Genomic DNA, 26127 nt, shown 5'->3' with positions numbered 1-26127 from the left:
CCTGCCCAGTGCGAGTATCTGAAAACCGGGTTCAACCGGACGAAGGACTCGTAAACGGCGGGGGTAACTATGACCCTCTTAAGGTAGCGTAGTACCTTGTCGCTTAATTGGCGACTTGCATGAATGGATTAATGAGTGCGATACTGTCCCTAACACATATCCGTTGAACCTTTTGTCCTAGTGCAGAGACTAGGGACTCCTGATGGGAAGTGAAGACCCCGTGGAGCTTTACTGCAGCCTGTCGTTGAATTACGATAATTCTTGCGCAGTGTAGATGGGAGGCGTTATATCCAGTACTTTAGGGTGCTGGGGAGCCGTTGATGAGACACCATCCTAGTTTTGTTGTAGTTCTCACTCTAACGAGGACACCGGTAGGTGGGCAGTTTGGGTGGGGCGCCACACCCTCGAAAAAATATCAAGGGTGCCCCAAGGTCAACTCATGTGAGTCAGAAACTCACAGAAGAGTGTCAAGAGCATAAGTTGGCCTGACGCGATTATGCAAAGCAAATAATCGCGAGAGGAAACTCGGGTCTAACGAACCAATATAGCCTTTTGGTGAGGCTTATTGACTACAGAAAAGCTACCCCGGGGATAACAGAGTCGTCGCCGGCAAGAGCACATATCGACCCGGCGGCTTGCTACCTCGATGTCGGTTCTTTCCATCCTGGCTGTGCAGCAGCAGCCAAGGGTGAGGTTGTTCGCCTATTAAAGGGGATCGTGAGCTGGGTTTAGACCGTCGTGAGACAGGTCGGTTACTATCTATCAGGAGTGTTAGAAGTCTGAAGGTAAGAATGAAATAGTACGAGAGGAACTTTCATTCGGCGCCTCTAGTCGATCGGTTGTCTGACAAGGCAGTGCCGAGCAGCCACGCGCCAAGAGATAAAAGCTGAAAGCATCTAAGCTTGAAACTCAGCCTAAAAAGAGACTTCGTTACAGGACATGGGTAAAAGACCCGTTTGATAGGCTTCGGATGTACGCACGAAGGCAACGACGTGTTCAGTCCGGAAGTACTAACGTCCAAACACTAGTGCTCACCACGCTAAACCCAGACGAAATTCTGAGTGCAAACCTTATATCTTATCCTGACATACGGGATAAGATATCATAGTACACGGTCGCCAAGGTGGCGGAGCGGCCACGCGGCTGACTGCAGATCAGCTACAATCCGGTTCAACTCCGGACCTTGGCTTGGACCGGTTTTTTAGCAATGGAAAACCGGTCTGACGAAGAACAGCATCTAGTTCTTCGGCTGCAAACAAAAAATCAAAGCAAATCATGTGGTGATAGCGGCCATAGCAGTTGGGAAACACCTGGTCTCATTCCGAACCCAGCAGTTAAGCCAACTCACGTAGTATATTGTACTGAGGTACGCGAGTCCTCGGGAACTATACCAAGCTGCTATCACCTTTCCTTCTTACACGGTCTTCTTGTAATGTGACACTAAAGAGCGAATGCTCTTGTTAAAATTCCGTCATTTGTCATATCTTTGGACAACGTCAGGTTCATGGCCTGTATGACATGTCAAAGAGATTTCAAAGAATCTCAATAAAACATAAACCACGTCGTAGTTGGGTTACAGCTGTTTAGGAAACACTTGGCCTTATCCCGAACCAGGTAGTATGCCAAACTGCAATTGCCTTCCTTATTAGAAGGTCATCTCTTACGCGGTCATCTTATAATATACCATTAAAGAGCAAATGCACCCACCTGTGAACCGATGTTACCATATCGTTTTTTTAGATACTGCCAAGGATCCACAGGCCTCACCTGACATGTATAAAAAAAGGATGACCAAGTCATCCGTTCAAATATGATCTCACTGCCTCTTCCAGATGATAATCCCCGCTACCACGACAATTGCCCCAAGCAGAGCGTACTGGAGCGGGGCGTGCTGCGGGGTCGTCTGCTGTACCGGCGCGGTTGTAGCAGCTGTTGCCAGGGGAGTCCCGGCATCCGTGACTTGGAACGGGATTATGGTATACGTGTCATTGGTTAACGTGCTATCATGTGCCTCCTGATCGCTGAGTGCGGTGATGAGTGCATCTGCCGCATCGCTCCCCTGCAGGCTTCCCGGGCCGTTGATCCTGAAGAGGTTCGTGCCGTTGTTGAGTTTCAGGTTGCGGACATAATCACCGCTGACAACAATGTCGAACTGGTTATCTGCCATCGGGTGCTGGGCAATGAGGTAATATTGTCCTGCCGGGAGATTCCCTGACATCGCTTCTGTGACGGTAAAGGTAAATGACGCATCCGGATTGACCGGAGTTTTTGTCATGAACTCGTAGTTATTGCCAATAATCCAGATCTGGACCTCCGGAGGAATTCCTTCCGCAATTCCGGTCACTGTAAATGGTTGCCCCTTTACAACGTTCAAAGAGGAGATATTTGCGGATATGTACGGCTTTTTAATTATTATGCTGGTCGTACCATAGGGTGTTCCTGCAAACTGGTCTGCTGTCTTCGGCTCGCTTGTTGCATAAACGGTATACGATCCGGCATCCAGCCTGAGCCCGGATGTATACCAGGGATAGTCCCATGTTTTATCTTCGTTTGTTTTTACAACCGTGAATGAGCCGGGATTTCCGCTGACGGATTTCTGGGACGGCGATGTTAACTTTCCTCCATTATCCGGAAGGTTGGGTCCGGTTATGTACAGGTACGTGGAACCCGTATCCGTATTCATACCGGAAAAAACTGCTTCTTCTCCCAGGTAGTACGCTCCGGATCCCTGCGCGACAATCGTGACAACCGGTTTATCTGCTGCCGCTACGGGAAGTACCAGGACTGCTGCACATGCCAGGATAAGTAACAGGAGAATCTTCCAGAACTCAAATGATTTTTTACTGACTGGCTTTGACATACGTAAATATATTTATATTTACAATATAAATGCATTCTGATCCTGTTTTGCAGTTGCAATTTCCCGGGGACTGAAGCGATCCGGCGTTATTTGCCGGTACCATTTTTACCTCAGTATAATTACCAGGGGATGGTCAGAAAAATTAATGGAGAGGGTCCATTCCGGCAGATCCGGGCATCTGCCGGGTCTTTGCAGAGATGTAAAGATCCCGTACTGCGATCCCTCCGATCGTTGCCACGACAAATGCAACGATTAAAAGTGCAATATTATAGAGGAGGGCAAACGCAATCCACATGCCGGGGGGATGGAAGATGACCGTCTGGTAAGGATCTACTATCCCGGATGCAGCCTGGATGAGCAGGTGCGTAAGGAACACACCGGTTATGATAACCCCAAGGAAGAGGGCGCAGGTAACTACCCCGGCCCAGGTCTTTTTCAGCAGTGCAAACGATCCCGCGACTGCTTCGGTCAGGGACTTTTTCTCAAGAACGATCAAGGGCACGACAAACGGGGTCAGAACAAACAGGACAAGGATGATCGCCAAAAAATGCAGGGTCTCCAGGAACCCGAATGGGTACACCAGTAACAGCAGCGATCGTCCCCCGTAGCCCGGAATCTCGGTTAACATGTTCCAGTCGAGTGTCCAGTTGAAGGGGAACTGGGTGATCGTGCTGACAAAAAAACCGTCCCCTAAGGTATAGAGAAACGCGAGCTCATGCGGGAACAACATGGTTAGATAAACGTAAATCCTGTCAAGCAGCATGACCGCGAGCACCAAGACAAAAGACCATACAATAAGGGTTTTTACGTATTTTTTTGCCTCACAAAGCCCCGTAAAGAACGATGCCGGGGCATCTCTTTTTGATGAGATGCCAAGGACAAGGCCCGCGAGAAGGAACACGAGACAGAACAGTGTGGCAAACCCGAGCAAAAAGTCCTGGACATATAATAGGATTATATCCGGTTGGATGTTCCTGTTGATGTACCAGAGTGCCCCCTCACCGATGGCATTTCCCGCGAGCACAAGCCCGGCAACGAGCGTAAACCAGAGGAGCCGCCGGTTCCGGTTCAGTGTCCTCATCCCTGAGAATGCAGATCCAATTCCCCGCCGGATCATTCCCGATCCGCCACCCCCTCCATCCGGGAGTCCCTCATAGGAGGATTCAGAGGAAAAACCGGTACCCCTCTGTAGGGCATGAACTGCCGGTGGTTTCCGGCACAACCCCAGCCACTGGTCGGTAATTACGGAAATAAGGCGCATTTAGATCACAACCCCACTTGGTTCACTGGTTTTTTCGGCGATCTGCCTGCTTTTTGCCGATGTGTAGAGGTCCAGAGCGGCAATCCCCCCGACCGTTGCCATTACCATCGCAAAACAGGACAGTGCACAATCATACACGAGAGCAAGAGTAATCCATGTATTTGCCGGTTGAATCGTGACAACCCCGTCTGGTGTGCCCATCCCGGATGCAGCCTGGATGAGCAGATACGTAAGGAACACACCGGATACGATAACCCCGAGGAAGAGGGCGCAGGCAGCTGCCTCATCCCAGTTCTTTTTTATCATGGCAAACGAACCGACGACTGCCTCCCGGAGGGTCTTCTGTTCGAGAGCGATAATGGGCACGACAAACGGGGACAGGATAAGCAGGAGCAGATTAATCTCTGAAAAGACCAGGGTCTGCGATATCCCGAATGGATATATCCAGGATGTCAGTGCGATTCCTCCAACGCGTGAGGGGTCAAAAAAGGTCCACGGCGTGAGCGCCGGGTTGAAGGGGAATTCCACAAGCGGGTTGAGGATGGATCCAAAGAGGGTTCCAAGGATCTGGGGGAACTGGTTATTACGCGGCAACCAATCGTGAGAATAAAAGTAGATACTGAAGAGCAGCATTCCTGCAAGTGCCAGAACACCAGACCACATAACGATTGCATTTATGTATTTTTTTGCTCCTGTAAGTCCTTCAAAGAACGACGCATGACCAACTTTTTTTGACGAGATGCTCAGTACAAGGCCCACGAGAAGGAACACGAGTAAGAACAGTGTAAAAAACTCGATTATAAAGTTCAGGACAACCCATTCGGATTCACCTATATACGGTGCCATGGTCCAGGTGATGTAGCTGAGTCCCCCTTGGGCAATGATGTTTCCAGCCAGCACCAGCCCGGCAAGGAGTGTAAACCAGAGGAGTTGCCGGTTCCGGTTCAGTGTCCTCATCCCCGAGATGGCTGCTCCGATTCCCCGGTGAATGGATCCCGATCCGCTGCCACTGCCGCCAGACTGCCCTTCGCAAACGGGCTTGAACCCGATGTCCGTATTCGTCTGCAGGGTATGGAAGACGGGTGCTTTCCGGCACAGGCCGAACCAGTGTTCGGTAATTTCAGATACGCGGGTCATTCCTGATCCCCCCGGATCTTTGCAAGCAGTTCCTCTGCCATTTTTGTCGGGTCCTGGGTCTTTTCGAGTTTTATCCCCAGCTCGGCTGCGAAGTCCCAGATGAACTCGATGCATTTCGTGAATTCGTCGCAGGAAATACAATCGCCGTCATGCTCGTACCAGACCTGCAGGCCATGCTTCTCCGAGACGAAGATATAGGCATTGGTCTGGAACGGGATCGATTTCCCGAACAGGACACCCCGCTTTACATCGATCTTTTCAATCTGGATCCGGTTTGCCTGAGCCATCTCCCGCAGCGAGGCCTCGATCTTCTCGTCCATAGCGAGGAGCGCCTGTGAAACGCCCTGCCTCGTTATCCCGATATGGTCTGCGATGGAGACGTTGGACATCCCGCTGCGCCGCATCTTCCAGAACCCGAACTGTTTATCGTTCATGGGAAGGAACATATGTAAATGTATGGATGTTTACAATATAAAATGTTCGTTAACCCCTCTTATTTGCGTTCCTATGAACCCAGATATTAAATGCAGTATCGATGGGCGTAACCGGAGGTACCGTAATTTCTTCACCGATGTGATTCCAATGGTCTATTGCCAAATCCGGCCGGTCCGCGTGAAGATACCACGCAATTACCGGGTTTTCCAGCCCGGATCAGAGAAAATCCGGGCTTTGTTCCATTATTGGGTGAAATTTCCCGCATATTTCCCCGGTGCATTCTCCTCGCTCTGCCGGGCCGGGCAGAAATTACAGATGGAAAAGAACACCTCTTTTTCCCGGTCCCGGATGAGGCAGTAATACGTCCCGTCCCGGTCTTCAACGGCAAATCCGCCCGGGAACGGCATCCCGACCGGGTGTCCGGGCTTGTCAAGCACAAACATTGTAAAGGCTGCTATCAGGTAGTAGAAAAGCCGGTGCCGCGGAATATAATGAAATGGCGTTCTCTCTGCCTGTTCGTCCCAGGTAAAGCAGCCATCCGGGATCATCGCGCAGAACTTTTCGAAGGTCTCGCGATCCCGGATCGGTTCATCTGCCTGCCGGAATGCACCTGACCGGTACATCAGGAGGAGCTGATGGTGGGCTCCGAAGAGCTGATCAGAAAAGAACGGACGGACCCGGCCGCGGTAGGGTTCGGGCAGGCAGTCCACTTCGGTGTAGAGATGGCCTCCGATCATCTGGAGATCGGCAAGAGAGTACCTGCTGATTTCCCGTGCGACAATCTCCCCCAGTTCACCTTTCGTAGCTGCAGCTGCGAGCTCGCGTGCGATATGTGCGATCCGCTCTTTTTCTCGGGGTAGGTCCTGTTCAGTCACGGTATATCCGGCCTGTTAAGAAACATAATCATGGTACCGTGGGAGCCGGTCACATATTATCATGCTCAAACGCGGCAGTCGTTGGTCTGATTGCATCCGTTGTCGCAATAGCGGGTAGCGAGGTATGGGTATGCCCGGTCACGGTGATAATAACTTAGGCCATCCCTGTTTGCACCGATGTTCACGTACCTCCGGTATGACCTCCCACCCATTATGCCTGTTGAAAAGCGAACCATGCCCCTTTCATCCAGCCCGGGACACGTCCCTGAAACAGAAATTGCTGACCGCGAGGCAATACCTATACAACCAACCGCACCCCACCCTTTTCTATGAACGATACCGACGCCGCCCGGAACGCGCTTTGTGGCGCCACTCTCCCGGAAAAACTGGCATCGATTGGGGTCGAACGCGGCAGGATGATCGACATCCGCAATCTGGACGCGATCGGCCGCGATTACGGGATCGGGATCTACCTGTTTTTCGAAAAGAAACTTGCCACCACCCGCACGCTCGCTGAGGTACTGGCGGAGTATCGGGATGTCCCCGAGTATGAGCGCCCGTATGTCAGGGTTGATCGTTTTCTCGGGTTCACGAAAGAAAACGACCCCTCATTTTCCCGCACGCTCAAGGAGTTTCCTCTTATGATTGAGATCGTGGCTGTTGGCGAAATGCACGATCCCGCAACCGGCAGCACCGCGCCGTTTGTCACGGGACTGATGCCGTTTCTGGAAGAGTTTGACGTGGATATCGATCCGGTGGAACGGTCTCAGGGCCGTCCCTTATAAGATACCCCTCGTCGGCAGGAACACAGGCCGGGTTTCCCCGCGTATTATCCCGCAGGATTATTTGCATGGCAAAAAAATTCAGACGCTTTATCTGGCAGTTTGTCATCGGGCTTGGTTTTCTCTCCGGACTCTGGACTGCTATTGGAATCAATCCTGAAGGGGTTCTCATCGCCGCTCTTGGCTCGGCCGTCACTACGGTCTCTCCGGATCCTACACTCCGCGCTCTTCTCCTGATCCTGCCCACCCTGCTTCTGATCTGGTCTGTCATCGGGGCGTACCGGAACGGGAAGGTGCCCGGGCTCATCTCCGTGCTGGTCGCCTACGCGGCCGGTCTTGTGATCCTTTCATCTGCAATCGCGGGGCTGGTGCTCCTTGGTGTGGCAGTCCTGCTGGCATACTTTTCGACCCGGCACCGGAGAAGGTAGCAGAATCCACCGGCGTATCTCAATACTATAAATCCCGGCATGACCAAAATTAATGGACATGAGTCTGTTTCCCAAGAAAAATCTCATCTGTTATTTTGACACGATAGTTCCCAGCAAATACCTTGTCAAATTCAGAAAACTGGCTATTTTTGAGCCGTTTATGGGGTACGATATCGCAAACCGGGGACGACTCTCTCACTACGGCTGTGCCGAGCGCAAACAATTTGCCTCGCAGCTCAGAAAAATCCGGTCCGATACCGAGTTGCTCCTTGAGGATATCGAGGCCTACCACATCTATATGGCGTCAAAGATCACCCGGAAGGTGCCCGGCGACATCGCTGAAGTGGGCGTGTACAAGGGCGGTTCGGCTAAGATCATCTGTTCGGCCAAGGGCGATCGGGCCCTCTACCTCTTCGATACGTTTGCCGGCCTGCCAAAAGTTGACGACGTTGATCAGGTCTGGCCGTTTTACGAGGGAAAATTTGCTGCGTCCTATGATAACGTAAAGGCCTATCTTGCGCAGGAGAAAAACGTCTTCCTGTACAAAGGTATCTTCCCTGACACATCGGACCCGATAAAAGACAAGCATTTCTCGCTTGTCAACCTTGACGTAGATACCTATGAGAGCACGAAGAAATGCCTCGAATTTTTCTATCCCCGCATGAGCCCGGGCGGTGTCATCCTCTCCCATGACTATCTCACGGTGCCAGGTGTCCGGAAAGCCGTGGATGAGTATTTTGCCGACAAGCCCGAGCCGGTGGTTGAGACTGCAGCCTCGCAGTGCATTGTCGTGAAAGTATAACTGCACGAAGCAGTACCCTTTTTTTAAACCTTCCCGGATGATCCGTCACACCGGTTAAGCCGTTTACCATAAAATTACTGGCGTAAAAAAGAATTATTCCTTGAAGATCAGGATCCCGAAGATGATGAGCATGAGTCCTGCAAGGAGCACGACAATGCCGATGAGGCCCTCGACAGCCTTAATCACTTCAGGCAGGAACGCCCAGATCGCATAGGCCCCCAGTACCAGCAGTACAATACCAACAATCAGTGCAGCAATTCCAGTCTTGTCCATAATTTAGAATCTCCGCTACAATCTCTCTAAATCCGACCTTATAAGGATTTGCCGACTTATATTGTCCTGCGATGGCAGGTTTTCCCGGTTGAGATGAACTGGCAGATTTAGTTCCGTACCAGCCTGAGGATCTCGACCTCGATCTCCTGTACATCCTTTGTGTGGAAGGCAAACGACCGTTTTATAGGAAACGTGCCGCTGACCCGTCCGGCAACCCGGCCCCTTCCCTTGATGTAGGCCTCCACAAAGGGTGTCGAACCGGTGTTAAAGATGCCGTAGGTGACCGGTGCGATGGTAAGGGCGCAGTCGATGAACGGCCGGTCGGCATGCACCTTCTGTTTCTGGGCACCAAAGGGTGGATTCATGACCACGGTGTCGCAGGGACCAATCCGATCAGCAAGGCCGCCGGCATCTGCCCCGTCAATGTCGGCCACGACAAATTCTACGTCTGCATGGAGGAGCGCGGCATTTTCCCCTGCCGTACGGACGGCTTTTGGATCGAGATCGACGGCCCGTACCGTTTTTGCACCGAGCAGTGCGGCCCCGATGGCAAGGATTCCGGTCCCGCACCCGAGGTCGCAGACCCTTTTTCCCTTGATGTCGCCATTCATGTACGCGTCATAGAGGAGCCGGGCAGCAAGGGTGGCCGGGGTCTGGTACTGTTCCCATGCGGCCCGTGGTTTTTCAAAACCGGCACAGCGCTGCAATGCCATCTCCAGTTGCCTGAGTTTCATGTGATCTCATCAATCGTGTAGTCGTCCCACGTCCGCACGCCACAGAGGATCTCGAACTCCTGCGGGGAGAGAACGGGTTTTTTGAACCGAACCTGGTCGTCGTAGGCAAGCCGGGGGCAGGCCGTGTTCACGTAGCAGTCAAACCCGAGGTTAAGCAGTTCGTCCGGGTTCACCTCCCGCATCGTGACGATGACTGCCCCGGGTGAAAGCGCCGCGAGCCGTTCCGCGAGCGCCCGGCGTTGCTGGCCGCTTTTCGTGCTTACGATGATCCCGATATGCTGTGCCCCCCGGGCTTTCTCCATGATGGCGAACCTCCGACGCAGGAGCGCATCAGCGCTGACTTCCTGTGCGGTACCGGTGAGAGGGTCGAGCGCGATCACCCGGGCTTTTGTCACAAGGGCAATCCCGATCGGGTGGAAAAGGCCGGTGCCGACAAAGAGGATCTCGCCAGCCCCGGTCGATTTTGCCGCTGCAAAACTGCACCCAAGCACCTGCCCCCGGAGAGGGGTACGTCCCGTGCCATCTGCGACCCGGCACTCATGACCGTGCGAGAAAAGATATGTTTCCATGGCCGGAATGAGCGGGGCGTGCTGGACCGTGGTGACAAGGCCGACGGTCTTTTCTTTGAGCAGGGGCAGGGCTTTTTCAAGGATAGGTATGTCGAAATCCACCGTCCACGGCTCGAAAATAACATTCTCTCGCTCGTCCACGGGTGCGTGCCCGAAATGCACGAGCGCATCCGCATCCCCGTATGCCAGTGTATCGAGCGCAAGGTCGCAGGCGCCGTAGCAGGGATCGCCGCTTATGATCACCTTGAATCCTGCATCTTTCAGGTCGGTGGCAACCGGTGCCGCCTGCCTTTTAAGCCCCTCGGGGAACTGGAGGGCAACCTTGTGCACCCCGCGTTTTTTGAGTTTCTCAATCAGGTCAGATGTGCCGTTCAACCACATGCACCCGGTCGTTGACAACGATCTTCACGAGCGACTTGTACGGCCGCCCGATATCGGGATCGCCGCGCTGGATCACGATGCAGACATCTTTTACTTCCGCACCCGCGATCTCAAGTGCCGCAAGGAGCGCCCGCATCGTGCCGCCTGTGCTTACCACATCATCGATGATCACGACCCGGTCACCTTTGTACACGCCGTTGAGATATAGTTCCCCTTTCGAGTAGCCGGTCTTCTGGTGGACAGGCACCTCGCAGGGGAGCTTGTACTCCCGCTTGCGCATGACCGTCATGGGGATATCGGTCATCACCGAGAGCACAGCACCGATGTGGATGCCCATTGCTTCAACGACTACGATCTTGTCGACATTGTTTAAGTCGAGCACTTTTATCATCGCGCTGCACACGTCGCGGAGCAGGACGGGTTCAACGAGCGGGACGCCGTCAGTGATCGGGTGGATGAAGTAGTTGTAATCGCCCCTTTTCACCATCGGGCAGGTTTCAAGGGATTCTACCAGCTTGTCAAGCATGCATATCACCAAAATCTGAAAGGAACGCCTCGATACGGTCGCTGGTCACGTGCGGCATGCAGACGATCCGCAGGTGGCCGTTCCGCGTCCATGAGACTTTCCATGGCGCCGGGACCTTATCGCAGACAAATGTTGCAACATTCACATCCGGGGTGGCAGCTGGCTCAATGCCGAACGTCCCCATACCGGCAATGAGGCGTTTTGTGTTTTTCATGCAGCCGGCGACAACTGCCTTCATGCCTTCGGAGCCAAGGTAGTCAAGCACCGCAAGGGCTCCCGCCACCGGGGCGCCTGGCCTAGTACCGGCAAGTGTATATTCTTTTTTCACCGTGAGGTAAGGGGTTTCGATGTTGAGCGCGTCGAGCATGTCCGGTTCACGGGTTAAGAGGCACCCGGCCGGTATCGTGCTCATGCCCATCTTGTGCGGGTCTACGGCAATGGTCGTCACGCCGGGCAGGGCAAAATCAAAAGGTATGGGTTTATCAAGAAAGGGGATCACCATACCGCCAAACGCCGCGTCCACGTGGAGGAAGATGTCGTGCTGGCATGCGATCTTTGCAAGGTCGTCGATCGGGTCGACCATCCCGTACTCCGTGGTGCCGGCGACGCCGACCATCGCGATCGTATTTTTATCGATGAGCTCTGATGCCTTGTCGGCCAGCATCCGGTTGTCGGATCCAAGTGGTACGCTCCGCATCTCAAGGCAGAGGATATCACAGGCCTTCTTGAACGAGAAGTGGGCGGACTCGGGGACGACCACATTCGGGCGGGCCGTGTGCCGGAGGGCTTTAGCGAGCCGGAGCGCCTGGATGTTGGACTCGGTGCCCCCCGATGTCGCATACCCCCCGGCATCCTTCTTGTGGAAGAGCGTGCCGAAGCGTTCGATGAGCAGACGCTCAAGCGCTGCTGTCCCGGGAAAGAGCCCGGGGTCGCCGAGGTTCGTATCTATAAACATGTCGTGCGCTTTTATTGCTACAGTGTGCGGGAGCGTGCACATGGAGCTTAAGATATACGAATGGTCGATATCCTCCTGTTTTTTCGAGGATAAAAAAGAGAAGAGATCGTCTTCTGTGAGCCCTTTATTCAGCATCGCCGTTTCTCGCAGCTTCAAGGATGATGCGTTTCTCGGTGCGGGCAACAGCCTCGCGGATCTTTGCAATGGCATCGATATTTGCAGAGATGCTGGTGATCCCATGTTCCACGAGCCAGACAGCCATCTTCGGGTCGGAGCCGGCCTGCCCGCAGATCGAGCATTCGACCCCGTACTCGCGGCACTTCTGGATTGAACTGTGGATCAGCGAGAGCACCGCCGGGTGCTGGGGGTTGTACATGTCAGCCACGTTCTCGTTGTTCCGGTCGATGGCGAGCGTGTACTGGATGAGATCGTTTGTTCCAAAGGATGCAAATTTGATGCCTGCCTGAAGGAAGTCCTCGATCATAATAGCGCTTGAGGGGATCTCGATCATGATGCCGAGGGTCGCGTTCTCCACATCGACGCCCCATCCTGCCATCATCTGTTTTGCCTTGATGAACTGGTCGGGGTGGGAGACCATCGGGAACATGACACCAAGGTGTTCGTATCCGGCTTTCCAGAGGCGCTTGAACGCCTCTACCTGAAGCCGGAACTGGTCCGGGCTCTGGAGGTCGCGGCGGATCCCGCGCCAGCCGAGCATCGGGTTGTGCTCCATGGGTTCGTTCTCGCCACCCGCCATATTCCGGAACTCGTCTGTGGGGGCATCGAGCGTCCGCACCCAGACGGTTTTTCCCGGGAATGCATCGAGCACGATCTTGATGCCGTCGTAGAGTTCCTTGACAAACTCCTCTTCTTTATGGTTGGAAATATACCAGCCGGGCGTCTTGTTGAGTCCGAGGATCAGGTGCTCGATCCTGAGGAGACCGACACCATCTGCGCCGGTTGCTGCTGCCCGGGCCGCTGCCTCAGGGATCGAAACATTGACTTTCACGCTTGTCGCCGTGATCATCGGTGCGCTGCCGACAACCACAGGTGCGGTTCCGGTGGTCTTTGCCTGCGCTGCACCGCCGAACGCGCCTTCGTAGACAAAACCCATCTCACCGTCGACAGTGACGAGCTGCCCGTTCTTGAGCTGCTGGGTCCCCGTCTTTGTGCCAACCACCGCAGGGGTGCCCAGTTCTCTGCTCACGATCGCAGCGTGGCACGTCATGCCGCCTTCATCGGTCACTATGGCGGCAACTTTTTTCATCGCCGGCACCATGTCCGGGTTGGTCATACGGGTGACGAGGATATCGCCCTCTTTTACTGCTCCCGTATCCTTTGCATCCCGGATGATGACCACTTTACCGGTCGCGGTACCCGGCGCCGCTCCCTGACCTTTCAAGAGAATCTTTGCATCCTTGTTCTGTCCAGACATGCCCTTTGCCTCATTCTTACCAATGGTTGTGATCGGCCGGGACTGGAGGATATAGATCGTCCCGGCAACAATGCCCCATTCAACGTCCTGCGGAACCCCGTAATGGTTCTCGGCGATCTTGCCGTACATGGCAAGCTTGGCCACCTCAGCATCGGAGAGCACCTGCGCATCCTGCCGTGCTGCGTCAACAGCAACCAGTTTAGTACCGTGGGATCCGTCAGGAACGATCTCTACATTCTTGTTTGCAATCGTCTTTTCTGCGATGGACTCTGTCCGCTGGTCAAAAACGTAGTGATCGGGAGAGACCGAGCCAGATACGACCGCTTCGCCAAGGCCCCACGAGCCCTCGATGATCGTGGTCGGTTCGCCGCTGATCGGGTGGGAGGTGAACATGACCCCCGCCTTCTCCGAGTGCACCAGCTGCTGGATGACGACCGCGATGTTAACCGTGCTTTCTTCGAATCCCTGCTTTGCCCGGTAATAGATCGCCCGTGCCCCGTAAAGCGACGCCCAGCAGTTCTGGGCTGCCGAAAGGAGCGCCGCCTCACCCTTGATATTGAGATAGGTTTCCTGCTGGCCGGCAAAACTTGCATCGGGGAGGTCTTCAGCCGTAGCGCTCGACCGCACGGCGACGATCATATCTTTTTGCGACATCTTTTTGTACGAGGCTTTGATGTCGTCTTTTATCGCCGCCGGCATCTTTGCCTTCATCACCAGCGCCTTTATGGTATCGGCGGCCTTTTCAAGAGCCGCATTATTCTCTACATCCAGATTGTCTGAGACCTTGAAGATCTTCTGGTCAAGGCCGGTCTCGACAAGAAACCTCCGGAATGCCTGGGCGGTGACCACAAACGCCGGGGGCACCGGAAGGCCGATCGAAGCCATCTCGCCAAGGGACGCTCCCTTGCCGCCGACCGACGAGATATCCTCCTTCCTGATCTCTTCGAGCCATAGAATATTGGGCACTTCTTTCATGCTCGCACCACTTATGATCTCACCTCCCCCCTGTTTAAGTATTATCATCTGCCGGTAAGCCTTCACGGACGCCCCGGTTGGGCCATTTTTTGCATGGGTAAGAATAACCCTGATTAAGTATCGTGCAGATATTGTATGGGTTTTTATGGCAAACGCGAGAGTGCTCGTCAGCGATCCGCTGGCGGAAGAGGGGCTTTCGATCCTCCGGGGAGCGTGCGACGTTGACGTCAAAACCGGCTTAAAAGAGGACGAGCTCTGCGGGGTCATCGGTGAATATGATGCCCTGATAGTGCGGAGCGGCACCGAAGTGACCGCAAAAGTGATCGGGGCCGGGAAACGGTTGAAATTTATCGGGCGTGCCGGTGTCGGCGTGGATAACGTGGATGTGGACGCGGCGACCCGTCAGGGAGTCATCGTGGCGAATGCCCCCGAGGGAAACACCCTTGCGGCAACTGAGCACACGATGGCGATGATGCTCGCGCTCGCACGGAACATCCCGCAGGCGACCGCGAGCCTGAAAAAGAAGGAGTGGAAGCGCTCGAAGTTCATGGGTGTCGAGCTCAACGAGAAGATACTGGGGATCGTCGGATTTGGCCGGATCGGCCGTGAGGTGGCTAAAAGGGCAAACGCGATGGATATGAAGTGCGTCGCCTACGACCCGTTCATCTCCAAGGAGCGTGCGGCTCAGCTCGGCGTCAAGGTCATGTCACTTGAGGAACTCTTCAAGGTAGCCGACGTGATTACGGTGCACACGCCGCTTATAAAGGAGACAAAACACGTCGTCAACGCCCAGAGCATTGCAACGATGAAAGACGGTGTGCGGATCATCAACTGCGCACGCGGCGGCATCATTGACGAAAAAGCACTCTACGATGCGATCCAGAGCGGTAAGGTGGCCGGCGCCGCACTCGATGTTTTTGAGACCGAGCCGCCGCTGGAGTCGCCGCTCCTTACTCTTGACAAGGTGATCGTGACCCCGCATCTCGGGGCGAGCACGGTTGAAGCGCAGAAGAACGTAGCGATCTCGGTTGCAAAACAGTGCATTGAGGTTCTGAATGGCGGGTCCGCGAAGTATGTGGTGAACGCACCGATGGTCCCGTCAGAGCAGGCCGAGGTGCTCGAGCCGTTTGCGGAACTAGCCGAGAAGATGGGCCGGTTTGCGATCCAGACGGTCGAAGGGCGGCTCGCATCGGTCGAGTGTATCTATGGCGGCGAGCTCTCCGCGTACGCGGGAAGCATGAAGTTTGTGACCCGTCTTGTCCTTAAAGGGCTGCTCGACCCGATCCTCCAGACGCCGGTCAATATCGTCAATGCCGAGTTTGTCGCAAAGGAGCGCGGTATCGCGGTGAGCGAGACCGTGACCGAGGAGTCCCATGGCTTTAAGAACCTGATCACGATCAAGGTAAAGACCGACAAAACCGAGATGACCGTGAGCGGTGCGGTGTTTGCAAAAGGCCGCAGCCGGATTGTTTCGGTCGACAAGTATACAATGGACCTGATCCCCGAGGGGTACGTGATTGTCTCCCGCCACTTAGACAAGCCGGGCGTGATTGGCAGGGCATCCACAATTCTTGGGAAGTGTAACATCAACATCGCCGGCATGCAGGTCGGCCGGATCAATCCTGGCGAAGAGGCGCTCATGGTCTTAAATGTGGACAGCGAGGTGCCTGAAGACGTAATGAAGGAGATCCGTTCGATGCCGGGCATCTTCTCCGCGAAGTTTGCCAGAATCTCAACGAAGAAGATCTAAATCATTTTTATACGTTTTTCTGGCTTTGGCCTCGAAGCTGTGCTGTGCCCGACCAAAAAAGAAAAACTGGGTTGTCGGTTACGCTTCTTCTTCGAACACCTTGATCTTGACCGGCATGATGTTGGGGCGCTTGTCGTTCATGATATACGTGTAACTCATTACATATACCATGTATTCGAGATACCCTTTGGCAAAGTCGGAAAGCCCTTCGTGCCGGGTGGCAAAGATCAGGATGTGGAACCACTGAATAATGAGGCAGATCGTGGCGATAATGCCGTACACGAATGCAACGATGGCGATCAGGATCCAGTAGACAATACGAATGAGCAGTTCAATACGGCTTGATTCATGTACATACGTGAAGAGCTGGGTAGGTGCAGGGGTTGTTCCATCGGTCATGATATACCAGATCCCTTTTTTTGAGGTTGGGAGTGATAAACTGACCGTTCTTTTGTGCGCCCCGATCCGGGTCTGGGAGGAGAAGGCTGCGCGGATCTGAACACGTGTACACTATTTTTTAATAATAGGATAACAGATGTTATAGAGCATCAGACCGACGCGGGCTCGTGGTCTAGTTGGCTATGACGTCGCCTTGACATGGCGGAGGTCCTGAGTTCGAATCTCAGCGGGCCCATTCTTTTATTTTTCATAGTTTTCCTGTTTTTTGTTTCCGTTCATCTGCGTCCGCATACCGCCCCGCCATGCTTCTCATGATACTGCTGGTGATATTCCTCGGCCCGCCAGAACACGGTGGCAGGGATAATCTCGGTAACGACCGGCTTTGTAAACCGGCCGGATCTGTCGAGTTCTTCCTTTGATCGGATAGCGATCCGCTTCTGCTCTGGATCATGGTAAAAGATGACTGAGCGGTAATTCGTCCCGATGTCGGGCCCCTGCCGGTCTTTCTCTGTCGGATCGTGGATCGACCAGAAGTGCGCGAGCAGATCCCCGTACGTGACCACATCAGGATCGTAGAGGAGCCGTGCTACCTCCGCATGCCCGGTCCGCCCCGTACAGACCTCTTCGTACCGGGGATTTGTCGTGGTGCCCCCCGCGTATCCCACTTCTGTTGCCATTACCCCGGGTACGTTCCGGAACGCCGCTTCGACACCCCAGAAACAGCCGGCTCCGAATGTGGCGGTTTTAGGCTCACCCATTTCACTCCTCCTCAAGAGAGATCCTTTTTTCGCGTACCTGTTAAGATTTGTGCAAAGCGAGGCTTTCACCGTTACGGCAACCATCATAATCGATAACAACACACGATCCTCTGCGAAACTGTGGTGTAGGTGCGTAATGGCGGATCCTCCTGGGGTCATGATTGACAGGGATCCCGTGGCTTTGATGCCGTTACGGCAGGCGCCCTCTTGAGCGAGGAAACAAAAAATGCGGATACTGTTTGTCGTGTGCGGCGAAGGTCTGGGGCACTCGTCCCGGTGCATCCATCTCGGTCATTACCTTGAGCAGCACGGACATTTGGTCAGTTTTCTTGCATACGGGAAATCTTATGATTTTTTCCATGACCACGGGTGCATCAACGTCTCCCGTGGGGAGCGTGAGGTCTGCCTTGAAGGGGAGAACGGGTTTTTCTCCTTAAAAAAGACCATCTTGTGCTCGAAATGGATCGCTCTCAACCTGGCCCGCTCCGCGCTGCGTGTCCGCCGGCTGATCATGGAGCACCGGATCGACTGTGTGATCTGCGATACAATGTACGGCGGTGTCCTCGCGGCACGGTTTCGGAGGGTCCCAGTCATTTTTATCACTAACCAGAACCGGTTCAGCGGCCCCGGGGGCAAGAAAAATCCGGTCTGGATAATCCTCAATTTTTTAATCCGGAGATACCTGTGTCTGGCTGACACAGTGATCGTCCCGGATTATGCCCCTCCGGATACGGTAAGCGAGTATAATCTGTTCATCCCGGAACACGAACGGAGGAAGTATCATTTTACCGGCCCGTTCCTTGATGTTGATCTCTCCCGGTATCCTTTTTCAAAGGAGACGATTTTTACCAGTTTCGGGGGAGAGCCGTACAAGCTTCCGCTCTACCAACTGCTTCGGAAGATTGCCGATGAGAGAAAGGATCTGATCTTCGATGTGTTCTATACCGGAGCCATACTTCCTGAATCATCAGAGAATTACCTCTCCCACGGGTACGTGCCCAATCTGTACGAACACCTCGCAAAAGCGCGTATTGCCATCGTGCACGGGGGGCTCACCACCTTGCACGAGGCCCTGCTCTTTAATAAGCCAGTCCTCATCATCATGGACCCGGGTCATCCAGAGCAGCAGAACAATGCAAAGAAGATCGTTGATATGGGTGCAGGTACGGCCGTGGACGGCCGGACCGTGACTAAAGAGGTCCTCGAACAAAAGATCGCCGAAACACTGGCGCTTCCCCCTTGCCTGTTTGGTAGGGAGCACGCGACGGTAAACGGCAGGAAGAATGCCGTGGCGATCATCGAGGCGGTTGGTGCGGCAAAAGGAAAGATTAAGTCTTCCCCTCCCCCTACCGGTGAGTAGTGATAGACGTGGGCATTTCTGCGGAGATCAAACCTATAAAACCGGGCGAGGAACTGCACACGTGCCCGGCCTGCGGGTACGAATACGGGTTCCATATGTCCTTTGTCAGCGTGAACGCCGGAAAAGACGGGAAGGAGAGCCCGGTGAAATCCACCGGGGCTCTCTACCGGGTGATCCTAATATGCCCAGAGTGCGGGGCACGGTTCGATGCAGGCTGGCGGATCTCGTTCTTCGACGAGGAGAGCCACGTTGTCAGGGCAACGAATATCCTGCGCTGATACATCATCTGTCCATCCCCTGCGGCAGCCGGGGAACGGGGATGGCAGCGCGGAGCCGGGAGGAGGCGTCTGATGCAGTGCATCCGGTGCAAGGGGAAAGGATTGTGCGGCCTCGCCCGGTGCCCCATCACCAGCAGGTTCCGCGCACAGGCTGATGTGAAACCCTCTGCCAGTTACCAGGGCAGCGCCCCGTCGGTCTTTGTCGGCAGTTTCGGGTACCCGGATATCCAGGGCGGCCCTCTCATGATAAACGACAGCGATCATCCCCCGGACTGGCTGGGCCGGAATCTCGGGATCGAGGATATTGTCGGTATACGGGCACGGACGATCCGCGGGAAATCCCCCCTCCAGCGGTTTACCGGCAACCTCCAGGAGATCGCCCTTTCGTCCCGTCCTCTCGATGTGGACGTGGCGTTTGAAAAACCCGTCACATTTGCGATAACCTTTGATGGGACGGTCGCCCCGGTGGGATTTTCCGGGGCTGTCCGGAACCTTGACGTCATCGGCAGCGCCCTGGTGGGGCGGGTTGTTGACAGGATCACGTCGGACGTGGATATCCGGGCCACCGATGCCTGCGTTGAACTCAGTAAAGGTGGAAGTGATGTCTATGAGATCACAAAGCTCATGACCGCAGGGCTTCTCGGGAAACGCCGGCATTTTGTTCCCACCCGCTGGGCGATCACTGCGGTTGACGACACTCTCTCCACCGCGCTCAAAAAAGAGATCGCACGGTTCCCGACCCTTGATGAATGCCGTGTCTTTTCCGGGGAGATCTTCGGGAACCGGATCGTTTGCATCCTTGCGCCGGGGGACTGGAGGTACGAGATGATCGAGATCTGGGGCCGCCGCACGCTCTGGGCCGGGGATACGGAAGTGATCGTCGAGGACCGGGAAGCGATGAAAAAACAGGGATATTCCCCGATTTCAGGTGCCTATTACTCGGCACGGCTTGCCGTGTGCGAGTACCTCAAGGGCATCCGCCACTCGGCACGGGTGATCGTGCTGCGCCATATCTCCAGTGATTACTGGGCGCCGCTCGGGACCTGGGTGATCCGGGAGGCGGCCCGCAAGGCGATGGAATCTCCCCCGGCTTTCTGTGAGTCGCTGGACGACGCAGTTGCCGTGGCCTCCGCACGGATCGGGTTTGATTACTGGCAGCAGCACAGCACGCTCATCCCCGAGATGCGCACGCAGCGGACCCTCTTTTCGTTCTGATCCATTATGCCGTGTATGCCTGCGCCGACTTGGACTGCCGCTGGTACCGGTCTTTTATGCTGTCAAGCGTCTCGATCTCGGTTGTGTCCTTGTCGTCCCTGAGCCTGATGAACCGGGGGAACCGGAGGGCAAACCCGGCCCCGTACGTCGGACTGACCTGAAGTTCGGCATATCCTACCTCAAAGACCAGTCCCGGCTCGAACCGCACCTCTTTACCAGCGCTTGAGATCACCGTATCCTTGAGGAGCTCGTATACCTCGGTCAGTTGATCGTCGGAAAAACCGGTGGCGACCCGAGAGAGGGGGACGAGTTTTCCCTGGTCCTGGCAGGCCAGAAGAAACGAGCCAAAGACATGGGCACGTTTCCCCTCACCCCACTCCGCCCCGATGACAGCAAGGTCGAGCGTATCCACCTCGGGTTTGATCTTGATCCAGTTCTTTCCCCGCTGGCCCGGGGTGTAGGGCGAATCAAGTACCTTGATCATGATTCCCTCGTGGCCGGCGGCAAGCGCACGGTTGTAGGTGTCCTCGATCACCTGCGGATCGGCACTTACCACCTGCGGCGCCACGTACTTCCTGACCACCTCCACAAGAACCTTCCGGCGCTCCAGAAACGGGAGGTCAATCAGGGTCTTTCCGTCAAGATAGAGAATATCAAAGACATTGGGCACCATCATGATCTCCTCCTGTGCCTCGGCAATATCATGCCGGCGCCGGAACCGGCGGAGCACTGACTGGAACGGCATGGGTTTGCCGTCTTTGATCGCAATTACCTCTCCGTCGAGGATCACATCGTGGGTGGTCGAACCCTGCAGGAGTCCGATCACGTCGGGAAGCGCCCCGCTGACGTCTTCGAGCCTCCGGGAGTACATCTTGCCGGTATCCCCCTGTTTGTGGAACTGGAACCGCGACCCGTCGTACTTGAACTCCGCTGCCACCTCGCCGTGCTCCTGCACCATACCGGCGATCGAGCCCTGCTGGGCAAGCATCATCCGCACCGGGTGGAAGAGCGTGATGTGGACATCGCGAAGGGCGTCCGGCCCGATCCGTGCGAGACGTGCCACTTCGCCCAGATCGTTGATGGCCTGCATTGCGTGCTCAACGAGGGCTGGATCGACCGAGAAGGCTTTTGCGATCGCCTCGCGGACACTCCCCTCCCCGATCCCGATACGGAGTTCTTCGAGCATGATCCGGGCGAGGTACCGCCCTTCGAGTGGGCTGGCGTCACCGAACAGCAGCATGACCGTACGCATTTTCTCTTTCTGGGAGGCTGCCCCGCCACGGGCCGCTATGCTGATGAGTTTGTTGTAAACCTCGACAATTTCGAGATCCTGATGGGATAACGAGATCTGCGATTTTTTTGAAAGGAGTTCTTCTACGGCCCTTCCAACGTCCCCGGTTTTGTTGATTTTCTCTATCACCGCGTCCTTTTTTATCCCGGCGACGTAACCCACGGCTTCGTAGAGCAGGTTCGGGCCGATCCCGAGTTTCTGCGCACTCCAGTCAGGAAAGATCCTTCCCATGATAAACCGGACAAAGACCGGGAGTTCCCCGGGTGAAAGCCCGGGCAGGACCCGGCTTATCACATCGATCATGTCGAGGCGTCCGGAGATGCCCTCAATCTCTTCGCAGCACCGGGAGAACTCCAGAAAAAGCATGACGTTTCTGCTTTGTGAGTTGGCGACCGGAGCATTAACATTTTACTGTATCGCCGGAAACTGCGGTTTTCCCGTTCGAATGATTTTTTGTTCCGGTAGTAAATGTAAAAGTATTTTTAATGACCTGCCGATAGTTCATGCAGTGCAGGTCGTGGATTGTCCCTATGGGTGACGAGTGGCAGCCAGAGGCAGTTATCCGGTTGAGACTGGAACACCTTAAAAAGGAGTTTATCGACTACATCGACGTCAACATCGAAAAGATCGATACCAACATCCCGGTTTTTATCGGCCATGTCATGACGTCCCTTGACAAAACACTCCCCGACCTCAGTAACGAGTTCTATGACCATTTCATCGACGCGATGGCCTTTGCTGTACTCGAAAAGTCAAAGCGATCCGATGACATCCCATTTGTCGAGAAACTCTTCGAATACTTTCTGCATGCCAAACGTGGGAACCGGGGCCGTGCAGTCTATGACATCCTGCTTGGCATGAAGATGATCAACACAGGGAAGTATGCAGAGGCTGCCGAGCAACTCAAGAAGTACCGGTCCGTGGATGCCATCATCTGCCCGGCGATCGCGTACTGCTACTTCGTCCTCTCCACCCAAAAGACCCCGGTCGAAAGCAGAGGGGAATCCCAACGTCCCAACGAGATGTCGCTTGCCGCACGGGAACAGATGATAGAACTCATCCGGCTCAACCCTCCGATAAACCGACTCCAGGATCTTGGGATTGCCGAAGACCCCCGGATCAATAAGATCTTCTGGTTCATGATCAAGCAGGTGATTGACTGGTTCCCCGGCGAGCGCGAGTTTATCCGCATCGGGATCGAAAAGGCATCCCGCGACGGGAAACGCGACATAAAAGAGGAACTTCTCAATATTGCCATCGAGCGATTCTATAACGATATGTTCTTCCTGCGCGAGCTCTACACCCTCAAGCTCGAGAACCGGGATGCCGGAGGCGTTGCCGGGGTTGTCAAGCAGATGATCCAGCAGTATCCCGATAATGTCGAGCCGATCTACTATGGTCTCAAGCTCTCGATCATCACGAGCCGCATGGACACCTATTTCCGGTTCCGGAAACTTGCTGTTAAGAAGAACATCCCGGCACAGGCGCTTCCCCTGCTGGATTACTCGTTTGAGGTGATGTGCGATAAACAGGTTGAAGCTGCCGCCTGCATGGACGAGATAAAAAAACGCTTCGGCCCGCAGCATTATTTTGTGACGTTGCTCGAGTACGTGGCGCACGATTTTCAGTCTGACGACACAAAAAAAGTCAAGCGTGCAAAGAAGGCGATGTTTGATGCCATCGATCAGTACTGTATAAAACTGATCAAGATTAAGGCACGATAATAGGAAGATATATGACGACAGGTTTGGATGAAGGAAGAACGGTTTTTATGGGACAACCTGAGGTCACTCTATGGCAGTCGTGCTGCGGGTCCTTATCGCAGCGGAAAACCCTACGGGTTCAAGGAACTTGAAGAATCTCTTTCACAGGCGTTTCGGCCATACGTGAACTACAACCGGATTTCCTGGGGTGAGTCCGGAGTCGAACCCCCCTGAGTCGCCACGATCAGGCTCTTTTCTTCAAAGAAGAGTCCGAGGCCCTCCCGTGCGCTCGCCCGGGCACGGTCCGGCGTATTGTTGATCTCGCTCAAGTGGGAGAGAATTACCTGCGGTACATCTTTTCCGAGCACCCTGAGCGCTGCGGCAGCAGCCGGGTTTGAGAGGTGTCCCCGACTGGACCGTATCCGCCGTTTCAGGGACTCGGGATACGGCCCGTTTGCAAGCATCTCCGGGCAGTGATTGCTTTCGAGCACGAGACCGTCGCAGCGCCTGAGCAGGTCCAGCATGTGGGGGGTAACAATGCCCGTATCGGTGCAGTACCCAAACAGTGTCCCGTTCTCCCCAATGACGAACCCGCAGGGCTCTGCCGCGTCGTGAGATGTGGCAAACGGGGTGATCGTAAACCGGCCTGCCACAAATGGATCATCGTACCGGACGGCGTGCGTCGCGAGCGGTTTATCCGAGGTGCGCCGGTGACAGAGAAAATCCTCAAGCGTGCCCCGTGTGGCATAGACCGGGCACTCCAGTTTTCTTGCGAGCACATCCAGACCCCTCATATGATCCCCGTGCTCGTGGGTAACGATGATCGCACGGATGGCATCGGGAGCGCAGCCGGTCTGCGTGAGCCGGTGCAGAGTCTCCTTTGCGCTCAGGCCGGCATCAACGAGGATAGCACCGTCACTGCCCGTAATATACGTGCAGTTACCTTTGCTCCCGCTCGCAAGAACCGTGCACCGCATGTCACCCTACCATAGGCGTTTTTTGTATTAACCTGCTTTCATCCTTCCCGCGCCGGGACGGGGTACTGGATGGGGATAAAAAGAAATTCCGGGTTATTTTCTCGTTTTCATCGCTTCATACTCCGCAAGCACCAGCGCGATGGTCTTCGTTGAAATGGAGCGTCGCACAAGAAGCGTTAGCTTCCGGCAGTACTGGATGGGGGCGATCCGGGAACTCACGATAAGGCCAAAACAGAAGCACGCGATGCCGATCAGGATATAACTTGTAATATCAACCATCGAATATCCCATCAGGTCTCCATCACGAGTTCATCCACGATCGGTACTACAGAGTCGGCATTGGAACATTCTTTGGCGAGCACCATAAAGCGCTTTTGAGTAGTTCAGTTTTCAGGAACTGGTGCCTGATGATAATCCCTATCGAGAACATGGCAATCCCAAAGCCAATGTCGATAAGCAGGTCCGTCAGCATGTCAGTCGTGGTGCACCACATTGACTGTTACGGCAGGATACAGATAGATTTTGAATCAGGGAGCCACCGTAGTCACGTGGACGGCAGAGGTCTCGATAATTGTCCTGTGTAGGGGATAGAGAAAAGACCATTAACGGCAAGAGCGTTGGTATCGTTGTACAGGAAGAGTATCCTACAGTCCCAGACGTGTGAGAGCATGACCGACGAACAAGCCATTCCCCTGCGTTTCACTCTCTCCGAGTTTGCCGGATCGCTCGGGGACTTCGGGACGATCATCCCGCTTGTTCTTGCCGTCGCGCTGGTCTCCGATGTCAACCCGCGATATATCCTTCTCTTTTTCGGGATATGGTTTATCCTGACCGGGCTCTATTACCGGCTGCCCATTCCGCTCGAACCAATGAAAGCGATCGCCGTGATCGTGATCGCCGGCGGGATCGGGAGCGGGGAGATTGCAGCCGCCGGCCTCATCCTCGGTGTGCTCTTTCTGGTGCTCGGCTATGGCCGGTGCTTTTCGGTCATCGAGAAATGGGTGCCGGAGAGTGTCGTGCGGGGCATCCAGCTCGGACTTGCCCTGCTCCTGTTCAAGGCATCCGTGGATTTTGTGATCAGGGATTCCTTCTTTTTTGTTCTCGGTATCTCCGTCATCGTAGCGTTCATTCTCCTTGTCCACTACCGCAAGGTCCCGGATCTCTCGTCTATCTGCGTCATCGCGGTGGGTGTGATCGGCGGGATCATCCTGCATGGAATTCCCCCCCTCAGCCTGATCCCTGCGCCCCAGCTCGTGGTTCCAATTCCCACGGATTTCCCGTCCGCACTTTCCACCCTCGTCCTGCCACAGGTTGTGCTCACCATCGCAAATGCGATCCTTGCGACCTCCCTTTTGACAAAAGACCTCTTCGGAAAGGACGTGCCCCCCAAGAAGCTCTCGACGACTATCGGGCTTATGAACCTCACCTCGGTTCCCTTCGGCGGATTTCCCATGTGCCACGGAGCCGGCGGGCTTGCCGGCCAGTACCGCTACGGGGCACGGACCGGCGGGGCAAGTATCATCGCCGGTGTGATCTTTCTTATCCTCGCCCTGTTCTTTACCTCACCGGAGGTACTCTCCATCGTTGCAGTGGGTGTCCTCGGGGCGCTTCTTGTATTTGTCGGGTTCGAGATGGGCCGACACAGCCTCAAGACAGACTCGCTTGTCGTCACCGGCCTTATCGGGGTGCTCGCCCTTGCCGTGTCCATGACCATCGCATTTATTGTCGGCATGGTTGCTGTATACCTGCTCGGGTGGATAAAAAAGAGGCCGGTGCACAAAGAACCATCAGCATAGGTTCTGATCTGACGGAATACATGTGAGGTGTGATGTCCCTTTAATTCAATGCAGGTTGAACCGGGAGCATTTAAAGTACTGTCACTTCTGGGACAGGACCAAAAAAGGGGGAATTTAGTTGTTGGTTCCAATACCGTTTGCTGTTGCCTTTGCAGTAACATTCGTCGCTGTT

General features: G+C 54.7%; 25 protein-coding genes, 2 tRNA genes and 2 rRNA genes. 13 read left to right on the top strand and 16 right to left on the bottom strand.

What is annotated here, in order from left to right:
• From QZN75_RS06170 to rrf, 3 genes are all read left to right on the top strand, one after another.
• Positions 1–1033: ribosomal RNA gene (locus QZN75_RS06170) — 23S ribosomal RNA — on the top strand; the annotation flags it as partial.
• Between the two features lie 84 nt (positions 1034–1117).
• Positions 1118–1189: transfer RNA gene (locus QZN75_RS06165), tRNA-Cys, on the top strand.
• Positions 1190–1282: 93 nt separating this feature from the next.
• Positions 1283–1404, top strand: a 5S ribosomal RNA gene (gene rrf, locus QZN75_RS06160).
• Between the two features lie 412 nt (positions 1405–1816).
• On the opposite strand, the gene QZN75_RS06155 is transcribed toward rrf, so the two are convergent.
• The 5 genes from QZN75_RS06155 to QZN75_RS06135 all read right to left on the bottom strand — a co-directional run bounded on the left by QZN75_RS06155 (position 1817) and on the right by QZN75_RS06135 (position 6568).
• The gene (locus QZN75_RS06155) at positions 1817–2860 is read right to left on the bottom strand and encodes a hypothetical protein (protein WP_292426146.1); all 1044 of its coding nucleotides are present in this window, start codon (positions 2858–2860) and stop codon (positions 1817–1819) included.
• A gap of 142 nt (positions 2861–3002) precedes the next feature.
• Positions 3003–3977 (bottom strand): DUF6159 family protein, encoded by a 975-nt coding sequence (locus QZN75_RS06150; RefSeq protein ID WP_292426144.1) that lies wholly within the window; start codon positions 3975–3977, stop codon positions 3003–3005.
• A gap of 144 nt (positions 3978–4121) precedes the next feature.
• Positions 4122–5258 (bottom strand): DUF6159 family protein, encoded by a 1137-nt coding sequence (locus tag QZN75_RS06145; protein ID WP_292426142.1) that lies wholly within the window; start codon positions 5256–5258, stop codon positions 4122–4124.
• A complete protein-coding gene (locus tag QZN75_RS06140; RefSeq protein ID WP_292426140.1) occupies positions 5255–5704 on the bottom strand; it encodes a hypothetical protein in 450 nt (149 codons plus the stop codon). The genes QZN75_RS06145 and QZN75_RS06140 overlap by 4 nt, the downstream gene beginning before the upstream one ends.
• Before the next feature lie 231 nt (positions 5705–5935).
• Positions 5936–6568 (bottom strand): DUF2115 domain-containing protein, encoded by a 633-nt coding sequence (locus QZN75_RS06135; RefSeq protein WP_292426137.1) that lies wholly within the window; start codon positions 6566–6568, stop codon positions 5936–5938.
• Positions 6569–6897: 329 nt separating this feature from the next.
• On the opposite strand from QZN75_RS06135, the gene QZN75_RS06130 reads away from it, so the two are divergent.
• The 3 genes from QZN75_RS06130 to QZN75_RS06120 all read left to right on the top strand — a co-directional run bounded on the left by QZN75_RS06130 (position 6898) and on the right by QZN75_RS06120 (position 8580).
• The gene (locus tag QZN75_RS06130; protein WP_292426134.1) at positions 6898–7353 is read left to right on the top strand and encodes a hypothetical protein; all 456 of its coding nucleotides are present in this window, start codon (positions 6898–6900) and stop codon (positions 7351–7353) included.
• A 65-nt stretch (positions 7354–7418) separates the two neighbouring features.
• On the top strand, positions 7419–7778 hold the full coding sequence (locus QZN75_RS06125; RefSeq protein WP_292426132.1) for a hypothetical protein: 360 nt from the start codon (positions 7419–7421) through the stop codon (positions 7776–7778).
• A 58-nt stretch (positions 7779–7836) separates the two neighbouring features.
• Positions 7837–8580, top strand: coding sequence for a TylF/MycF/NovP-related O-methyltransferase (locus QZN75_RS06120; protein ID WP_292426130.1), 744 nt, complete (start codon positions 7837–7839; stop codon positions 8578–8580).
• Positions 8581–8673: 93 nt separating this feature from the next.
• Here QZN75_RS06120 and QZN75_RS06115 read toward each other — a convergent pair whose 3' ends face one another.
• From QZN75_RS06115 to ppsA, 6 genes are all read right to left on the bottom strand, one after another.
• Positions 8674–8853 carry a hypothetical protein gene (locus tag QZN75_RS06115; protein ID WP_292426127.1) on the bottom strand — a complete coding sequence of 60 codons (180 nt, stop codon included), beginning with the start codon at positions 8851–8853 and terminating at the stop codon, positions 8674–8676.
• 107 nt (positions 8854–8960) lie between these two features.
• Complete coding sequence (locus QZN75_RS06110) at positions 8961–9587, bottom strand: METTL5 family protein (RefSeq protein ID WP_292426126.1); 627 nt, start codon at positions 9585–9587, stop codon at positions 8961–8963.
• Complete coding sequence (gene dph2 / locus QZN75_RS06105) at positions 9584–10537, bottom strand: diphthamide biosynthesis enzyme Dph2 (RefSeq protein ID WP_292426123.1); 954 nt, start codon at positions 10535–10537, stop codon at positions 9584–9586. Before dph2 ends, QZN75_RS06110 begins: the two co-directional genes overlap by 4 nt.
• A complete protein-coding gene (gene hpt / locus QZN75_RS06100; RefSeq protein WP_292426121.1) occupies positions 10515–11063 on the bottom strand; it encodes a hypoxanthine/guanine phosphoribosyltransferase in 549 nt (182 codons plus the stop codon). Before hpt ends, dph2 begins: the two co-directional genes overlap by 23 nt.
• Positions 11056–12153, bottom strand: coding sequence for a tyrosine decarboxylase MfnA (gene mfnA / locus QZN75_RS06095; RefSeq protein WP_292426119.1), 1098 nt, complete (start codon positions 12151–12153; stop codon positions 11056–11058). The genes hpt and mfnA overlap by 8 nt, the downstream gene beginning before the upstream one ends.
• Positions 12143–14428, bottom strand: a complete 2286-nt coding sequence (gene ppsA, locus QZN75_RS06090) for a phosphoenolpyruvate synthase (protein WP_292426117.1) — start codon at positions 14426–14428, stop codon at positions 12143–12145. The genes mfnA and ppsA overlap by 11 nt, the downstream gene beginning before the upstream one ends.
• A 145-nt stretch (positions 14429–14573) precedes the next feature.
• On the opposite strand from ppsA, the gene serA reads away from it, so the two are divergent.
• Positions 14574–16178 carry a phosphoglycerate dehydrogenase gene (gene serA / locus QZN75_RS06085; protein ID WP_292426115.1) on the top strand — a complete coding sequence of 535 codons (1605 nt, stop codon included), beginning with the start codon at positions 14574–14576 and terminating at the stop codon, positions 16176–16178.
• Between the two features lie 78 nt (positions 16179–16256).
• Here the strand turns inward: serA and QZN75_RS06080 are convergent, their stop codons facing one another.
• Positions 16257–16577 carry a DUF4389 domain-containing protein gene (locus QZN75_RS06080; RefSeq protein ID WP_292426112.1) on the bottom strand — a complete coding sequence of 107 codons (321 nt, stop codon included), beginning with the start codon at positions 16575–16577 and terminating at the stop codon, positions 16257–16259.
• Positions 16578–16738: 161 nt separating this feature from the next.
• Between QZN75_RS06080 and QZN75_RS06075 the strand changes: the two genes are divergently transcribed.
• Positions 16739–16812, top strand: a tRNA-Val gene (locus QZN75_RS06075).
• A 40-nt stretch (positions 16813–16852) separates the two neighbouring features.
• Here the strand turns inward: QZN75_RS06075 and msrA are convergent.
• Positions 16853–17335 carry a peptide-methionine (S)-S-oxide reductase MsrA gene (msrA, locus tag QZN75_RS06070; RefSeq protein ID WP_292426109.1) on the bottom strand — a complete coding sequence of 161 codons (483 nt, stop codon included), beginning with the start codon at positions 17333–17335 and terminating at the stop codon, positions 16853–16855.
• Between the two features lie 226 nt (positions 17336–17561).
• Here msrA and QZN75_RS06065 point away from each other — a divergent pair, with 226 nt between their 5' ends.
• From QZN75_RS06065 to QZN75_RS06055, 3 genes are all read left to right on the top strand, one after another.
• Positions 17562–18695, top strand: a complete 1134-nt coding sequence (locus QZN75_RS06065; protein ID WP_292426107.1) for a glycosyltransferase family protein — start codon at positions 17562–17564, stop codon at positions 18693–18695.
• Positions 18695–18973, top strand: coding sequence for a hypothetical protein (locus tag QZN75_RS06060; protein WP_292426105.1), 279 nt, complete (start codon positions 18695–18697; stop codon positions 18971–18973). Before QZN75_RS06065 ends, QZN75_RS06060 begins: the two co-directional genes overlap by 1 nt.
• A 72-nt stretch (positions 18974–19045) precedes the next feature.
• A complete protein-coding gene (locus tag QZN75_RS06055; RefSeq protein WP_292426103.1) occupies positions 19046–20188 on the top strand; it encodes a hypothetical protein in 1143 nt (380 codons plus the stop codon).
• Positions 20189–20192: 4 nt separating this feature from the next.
• On the opposite strand, the gene QZN75_RS06050 is transcribed toward QZN75_RS06055, so the two are convergent.
• Positions 20193–21845: an ATP-dependent DNA ligase gene (locus QZN75_RS06050; RefSeq protein ID WP_292426100.1), complete on the bottom strand. Its 1653-nt coding sequence runs from the start codon at positions 21843–21845 to the stop codon at positions 20193–20195.
• A 137-nt stretch (positions 21846–21982) separates the two neighbouring features.
• On the opposite strand from QZN75_RS06050, the gene QZN75_RS06045 reads away from it, so the two are divergent.
• A complete protein-coding gene (locus QZN75_RS06045) occupies positions 21983–23203 on the top strand; it encodes a hypothetical protein (RefSeq protein ID WP_292426097.1) in 1221 nt (406 codons plus the stop codon).
• 167 nt (positions 23204–23370) lie between these two features.
• On the opposite strand, the gene QZN75_RS06040 is transcribed toward QZN75_RS06045, so the two are convergent.
• Together QZN75_RS06040 and QZN75_RS06035 are read right to left on the bottom strand one after the other, a co-directional pair.
• Positions 23371–24159 carry an MBL fold metallo-hydrolase gene (locus tag QZN75_RS06040; RefSeq protein ID WP_292426094.1) on the bottom strand — a complete coding sequence of 263 codons (789 nt, stop codon included), beginning with the start codon at positions 24157–24159 and terminating at the stop codon, positions 23371–23373.
• A 93-nt stretch (positions 24160–24252) separates the two neighbouring features.
• Positions 24253–24438: a hypothetical protein gene (locus tag QZN75_RS06035; protein ID WP_292426092.1), complete on the bottom strand. Its 186-nt coding sequence runs from the start codon at positions 24436–24438 to the stop codon at positions 24253–24255.
• 389 nt (positions 24439–24827) lie between these two features.
• Here QZN75_RS06035 and QZN75_RS06030 point away from each other — a divergent pair, with 389 nt between their 5' ends.
• Entirely contained in the window at positions 24828–25955 is a 1128-nt protein-coding gene (locus QZN75_RS06030; protein WP_292426090.1) for a putative sulfate/molybdate transporter, read from the top strand.
• Positions 25956–26127 lie beyond the last annotated feature (172 nt).

The organism is Methanoregula sp., assembly GCF_003170075.1.
GTDB lineage: Archaea > Halobacteriota > Methanomicrobia > Methanomicrobiales > Methanospirillaceae > Methanoregula.
Note: the sequence above shows the minus strand (reverse complement) of the source record. Positions and strands in the feature narration are given on the sequence as shown.

Excerpts from the sequence above, each read along its gene's own strand:
- QZN75_RS06130 (WP_292426134.1), top strand. The coding sequence starts at position 6,898 with ATGAACGATACCGACGCCGCCCGGAACGCGCTTTGTGGCGCCACTCTC.
- QZN75_RS06080 (WP_292426112.1), bottom strand. The coding sequence starts at position 16,577 with ATGACCGATGGAACAACCCCTGCACCTACCCAGCTCTTCACGTATGTA.
- mfnA (WP_292426119.1), bottom strand. The coding sequence starts at position 12,153 with ATGCTGAATAAAGGGCTCACAGAAGACGATCTCTTCTCTTTTTTATCC.
- hpt (WP_292426121.1), bottom strand. The coding sequence starts at position 11,063 with ATGCTTGACAAGCTGGTAGAATCCCTTGAAACCTGCCCGATGGTGAAA.
- msrA (WP_292426109.1), bottom strand. The coding sequence starts at position 17,335 with ATGGGTGAGCCTAAAACCGCCACATTCGGAGCCGGCTGTTTCTGGGGT.
- ppsA (WP_292426117.1), bottom strand. The coding sequence starts at position 14,428 with ATGAAAGAAGTGCCCAATATTCTATGGCTCGAAGAGATCAGGAAGGAG.
- QZN75_RS06150 (WP_292426144.1), bottom strand. The coding sequence starts at position 3,977 with ATGATCCGGCGGGGAATTGGATCTGCATTCTCAGGGATGAGGACACTG.
- QZN75_RS06055 (WP_292426103.1), top strand. The coding sequence starts at position 19,046 with ATGCAGTGCATCCGGTGCAAGGGGAAAGGATTGTGCGGCCTCGCCCGG.
- QZN75_RS06030 (WP_292426090.1), top strand. The coding sequence starts at position 24,828 with ATGACCGACGAACAAGCCATTCCCCTGCGTTTCACTCTCTCCGAGTTT.
- QZN75_RS06125 (WP_292426132.1), top strand. The coding sequence starts at position 7,419 with ATGGCAAAAAAATTCAGACGCTTTATCTGGCAGTTTGTCATCGGGCTT.
- QZN75_RS06110 (WP_292426126.1), bottom strand. The coding sequence starts at position 9,587 with ATGAAACTCAGGCAACTGGAGATGGCATTGCAGCGCTGTGCCGGTTTT.
- QZN75_RS06035 (WP_292426092.1), bottom strand. The coding sequence starts at position 24,438 with ATGGTTGATATTACAAGTTATATCCTGATCGGCATCGCGTGCTTCTGT.
- QZN75_RS06145 (WP_292426142.1), bottom strand. The coding sequence starts at position 5,258 with ATGACCCGCGTATCTGAAATTACCGAACACTGGTTCGGCCTGTGCCGG.
- dph2 (WP_292426123.1), bottom strand. The coding sequence starts at position 10,537 with ATGTGGTTGAACGGCACATCTGACCTGATTGAGAAACTCAAAAAACGC.
- QZN75_RS06120 (WP_292426130.1), top strand. The coding sequence starts at position 7,837 with ATGAGTCTGTTTCCCAAGAAAAATCTCATCTGTTATTTTGACACGATA.
- QZN75_RS06045 (WP_292426097.1), top strand. The coding sequence starts at position 21,983 with ATGCAGTGCAGGTCGTGGATTGTCCCTATGGGTGACGAGTGGCAGCCA.
- QZN75_RS06140 (WP_292426140.1), bottom strand. The coding sequence starts at position 5,704 with ATGTTCCTTCCCATGAACGATAAACAGTTCGGGTTCTGGAAGATGCGG.
- QZN75_RS06065 (WP_292426107.1), top strand. The coding sequence starts at position 17,562 with ATGCGGATACTGTTTGTCGTGTGCGGCGAAGGTCTGGGGCACTCGTCC.
- QZN75_RS06040 (WP_292426094.1), bottom strand. The coding sequence starts at position 24,159 with ATGCGGTGCACGGTTCTTGCGAGCGGGAGCAAAGGTAACTGCACGTAT.
- serA (WP_292426115.1), top strand. The coding sequence starts at position 14,574 with ATGGCAAACGCGAGAGTGCTCGTCAGCGATCCGCTGGCGGAAGAGGGG.
- QZN75_RS06050 (WP_292426100.1), bottom strand. The coding sequence starts at position 21,845 with ATGCTTTTTCTGGAGTTCTCCCGGTGCTGCGAAGAGATTGAGGGCATC.
- QZN75_RS06155 (WP_292426146.1), bottom strand. The coding sequence starts at position 2,860 with ATGTCAAAGCCAGTCAGTAAAAAATCATTTGAGTTCTGGAAGATTCTC.
- QZN75_RS06115 (WP_292426127.1), bottom strand. The coding sequence starts at position 8,853 with ATGGACAAGACTGGAATTGCTGCACTGATTGTTGGTATTGTACTGCTG.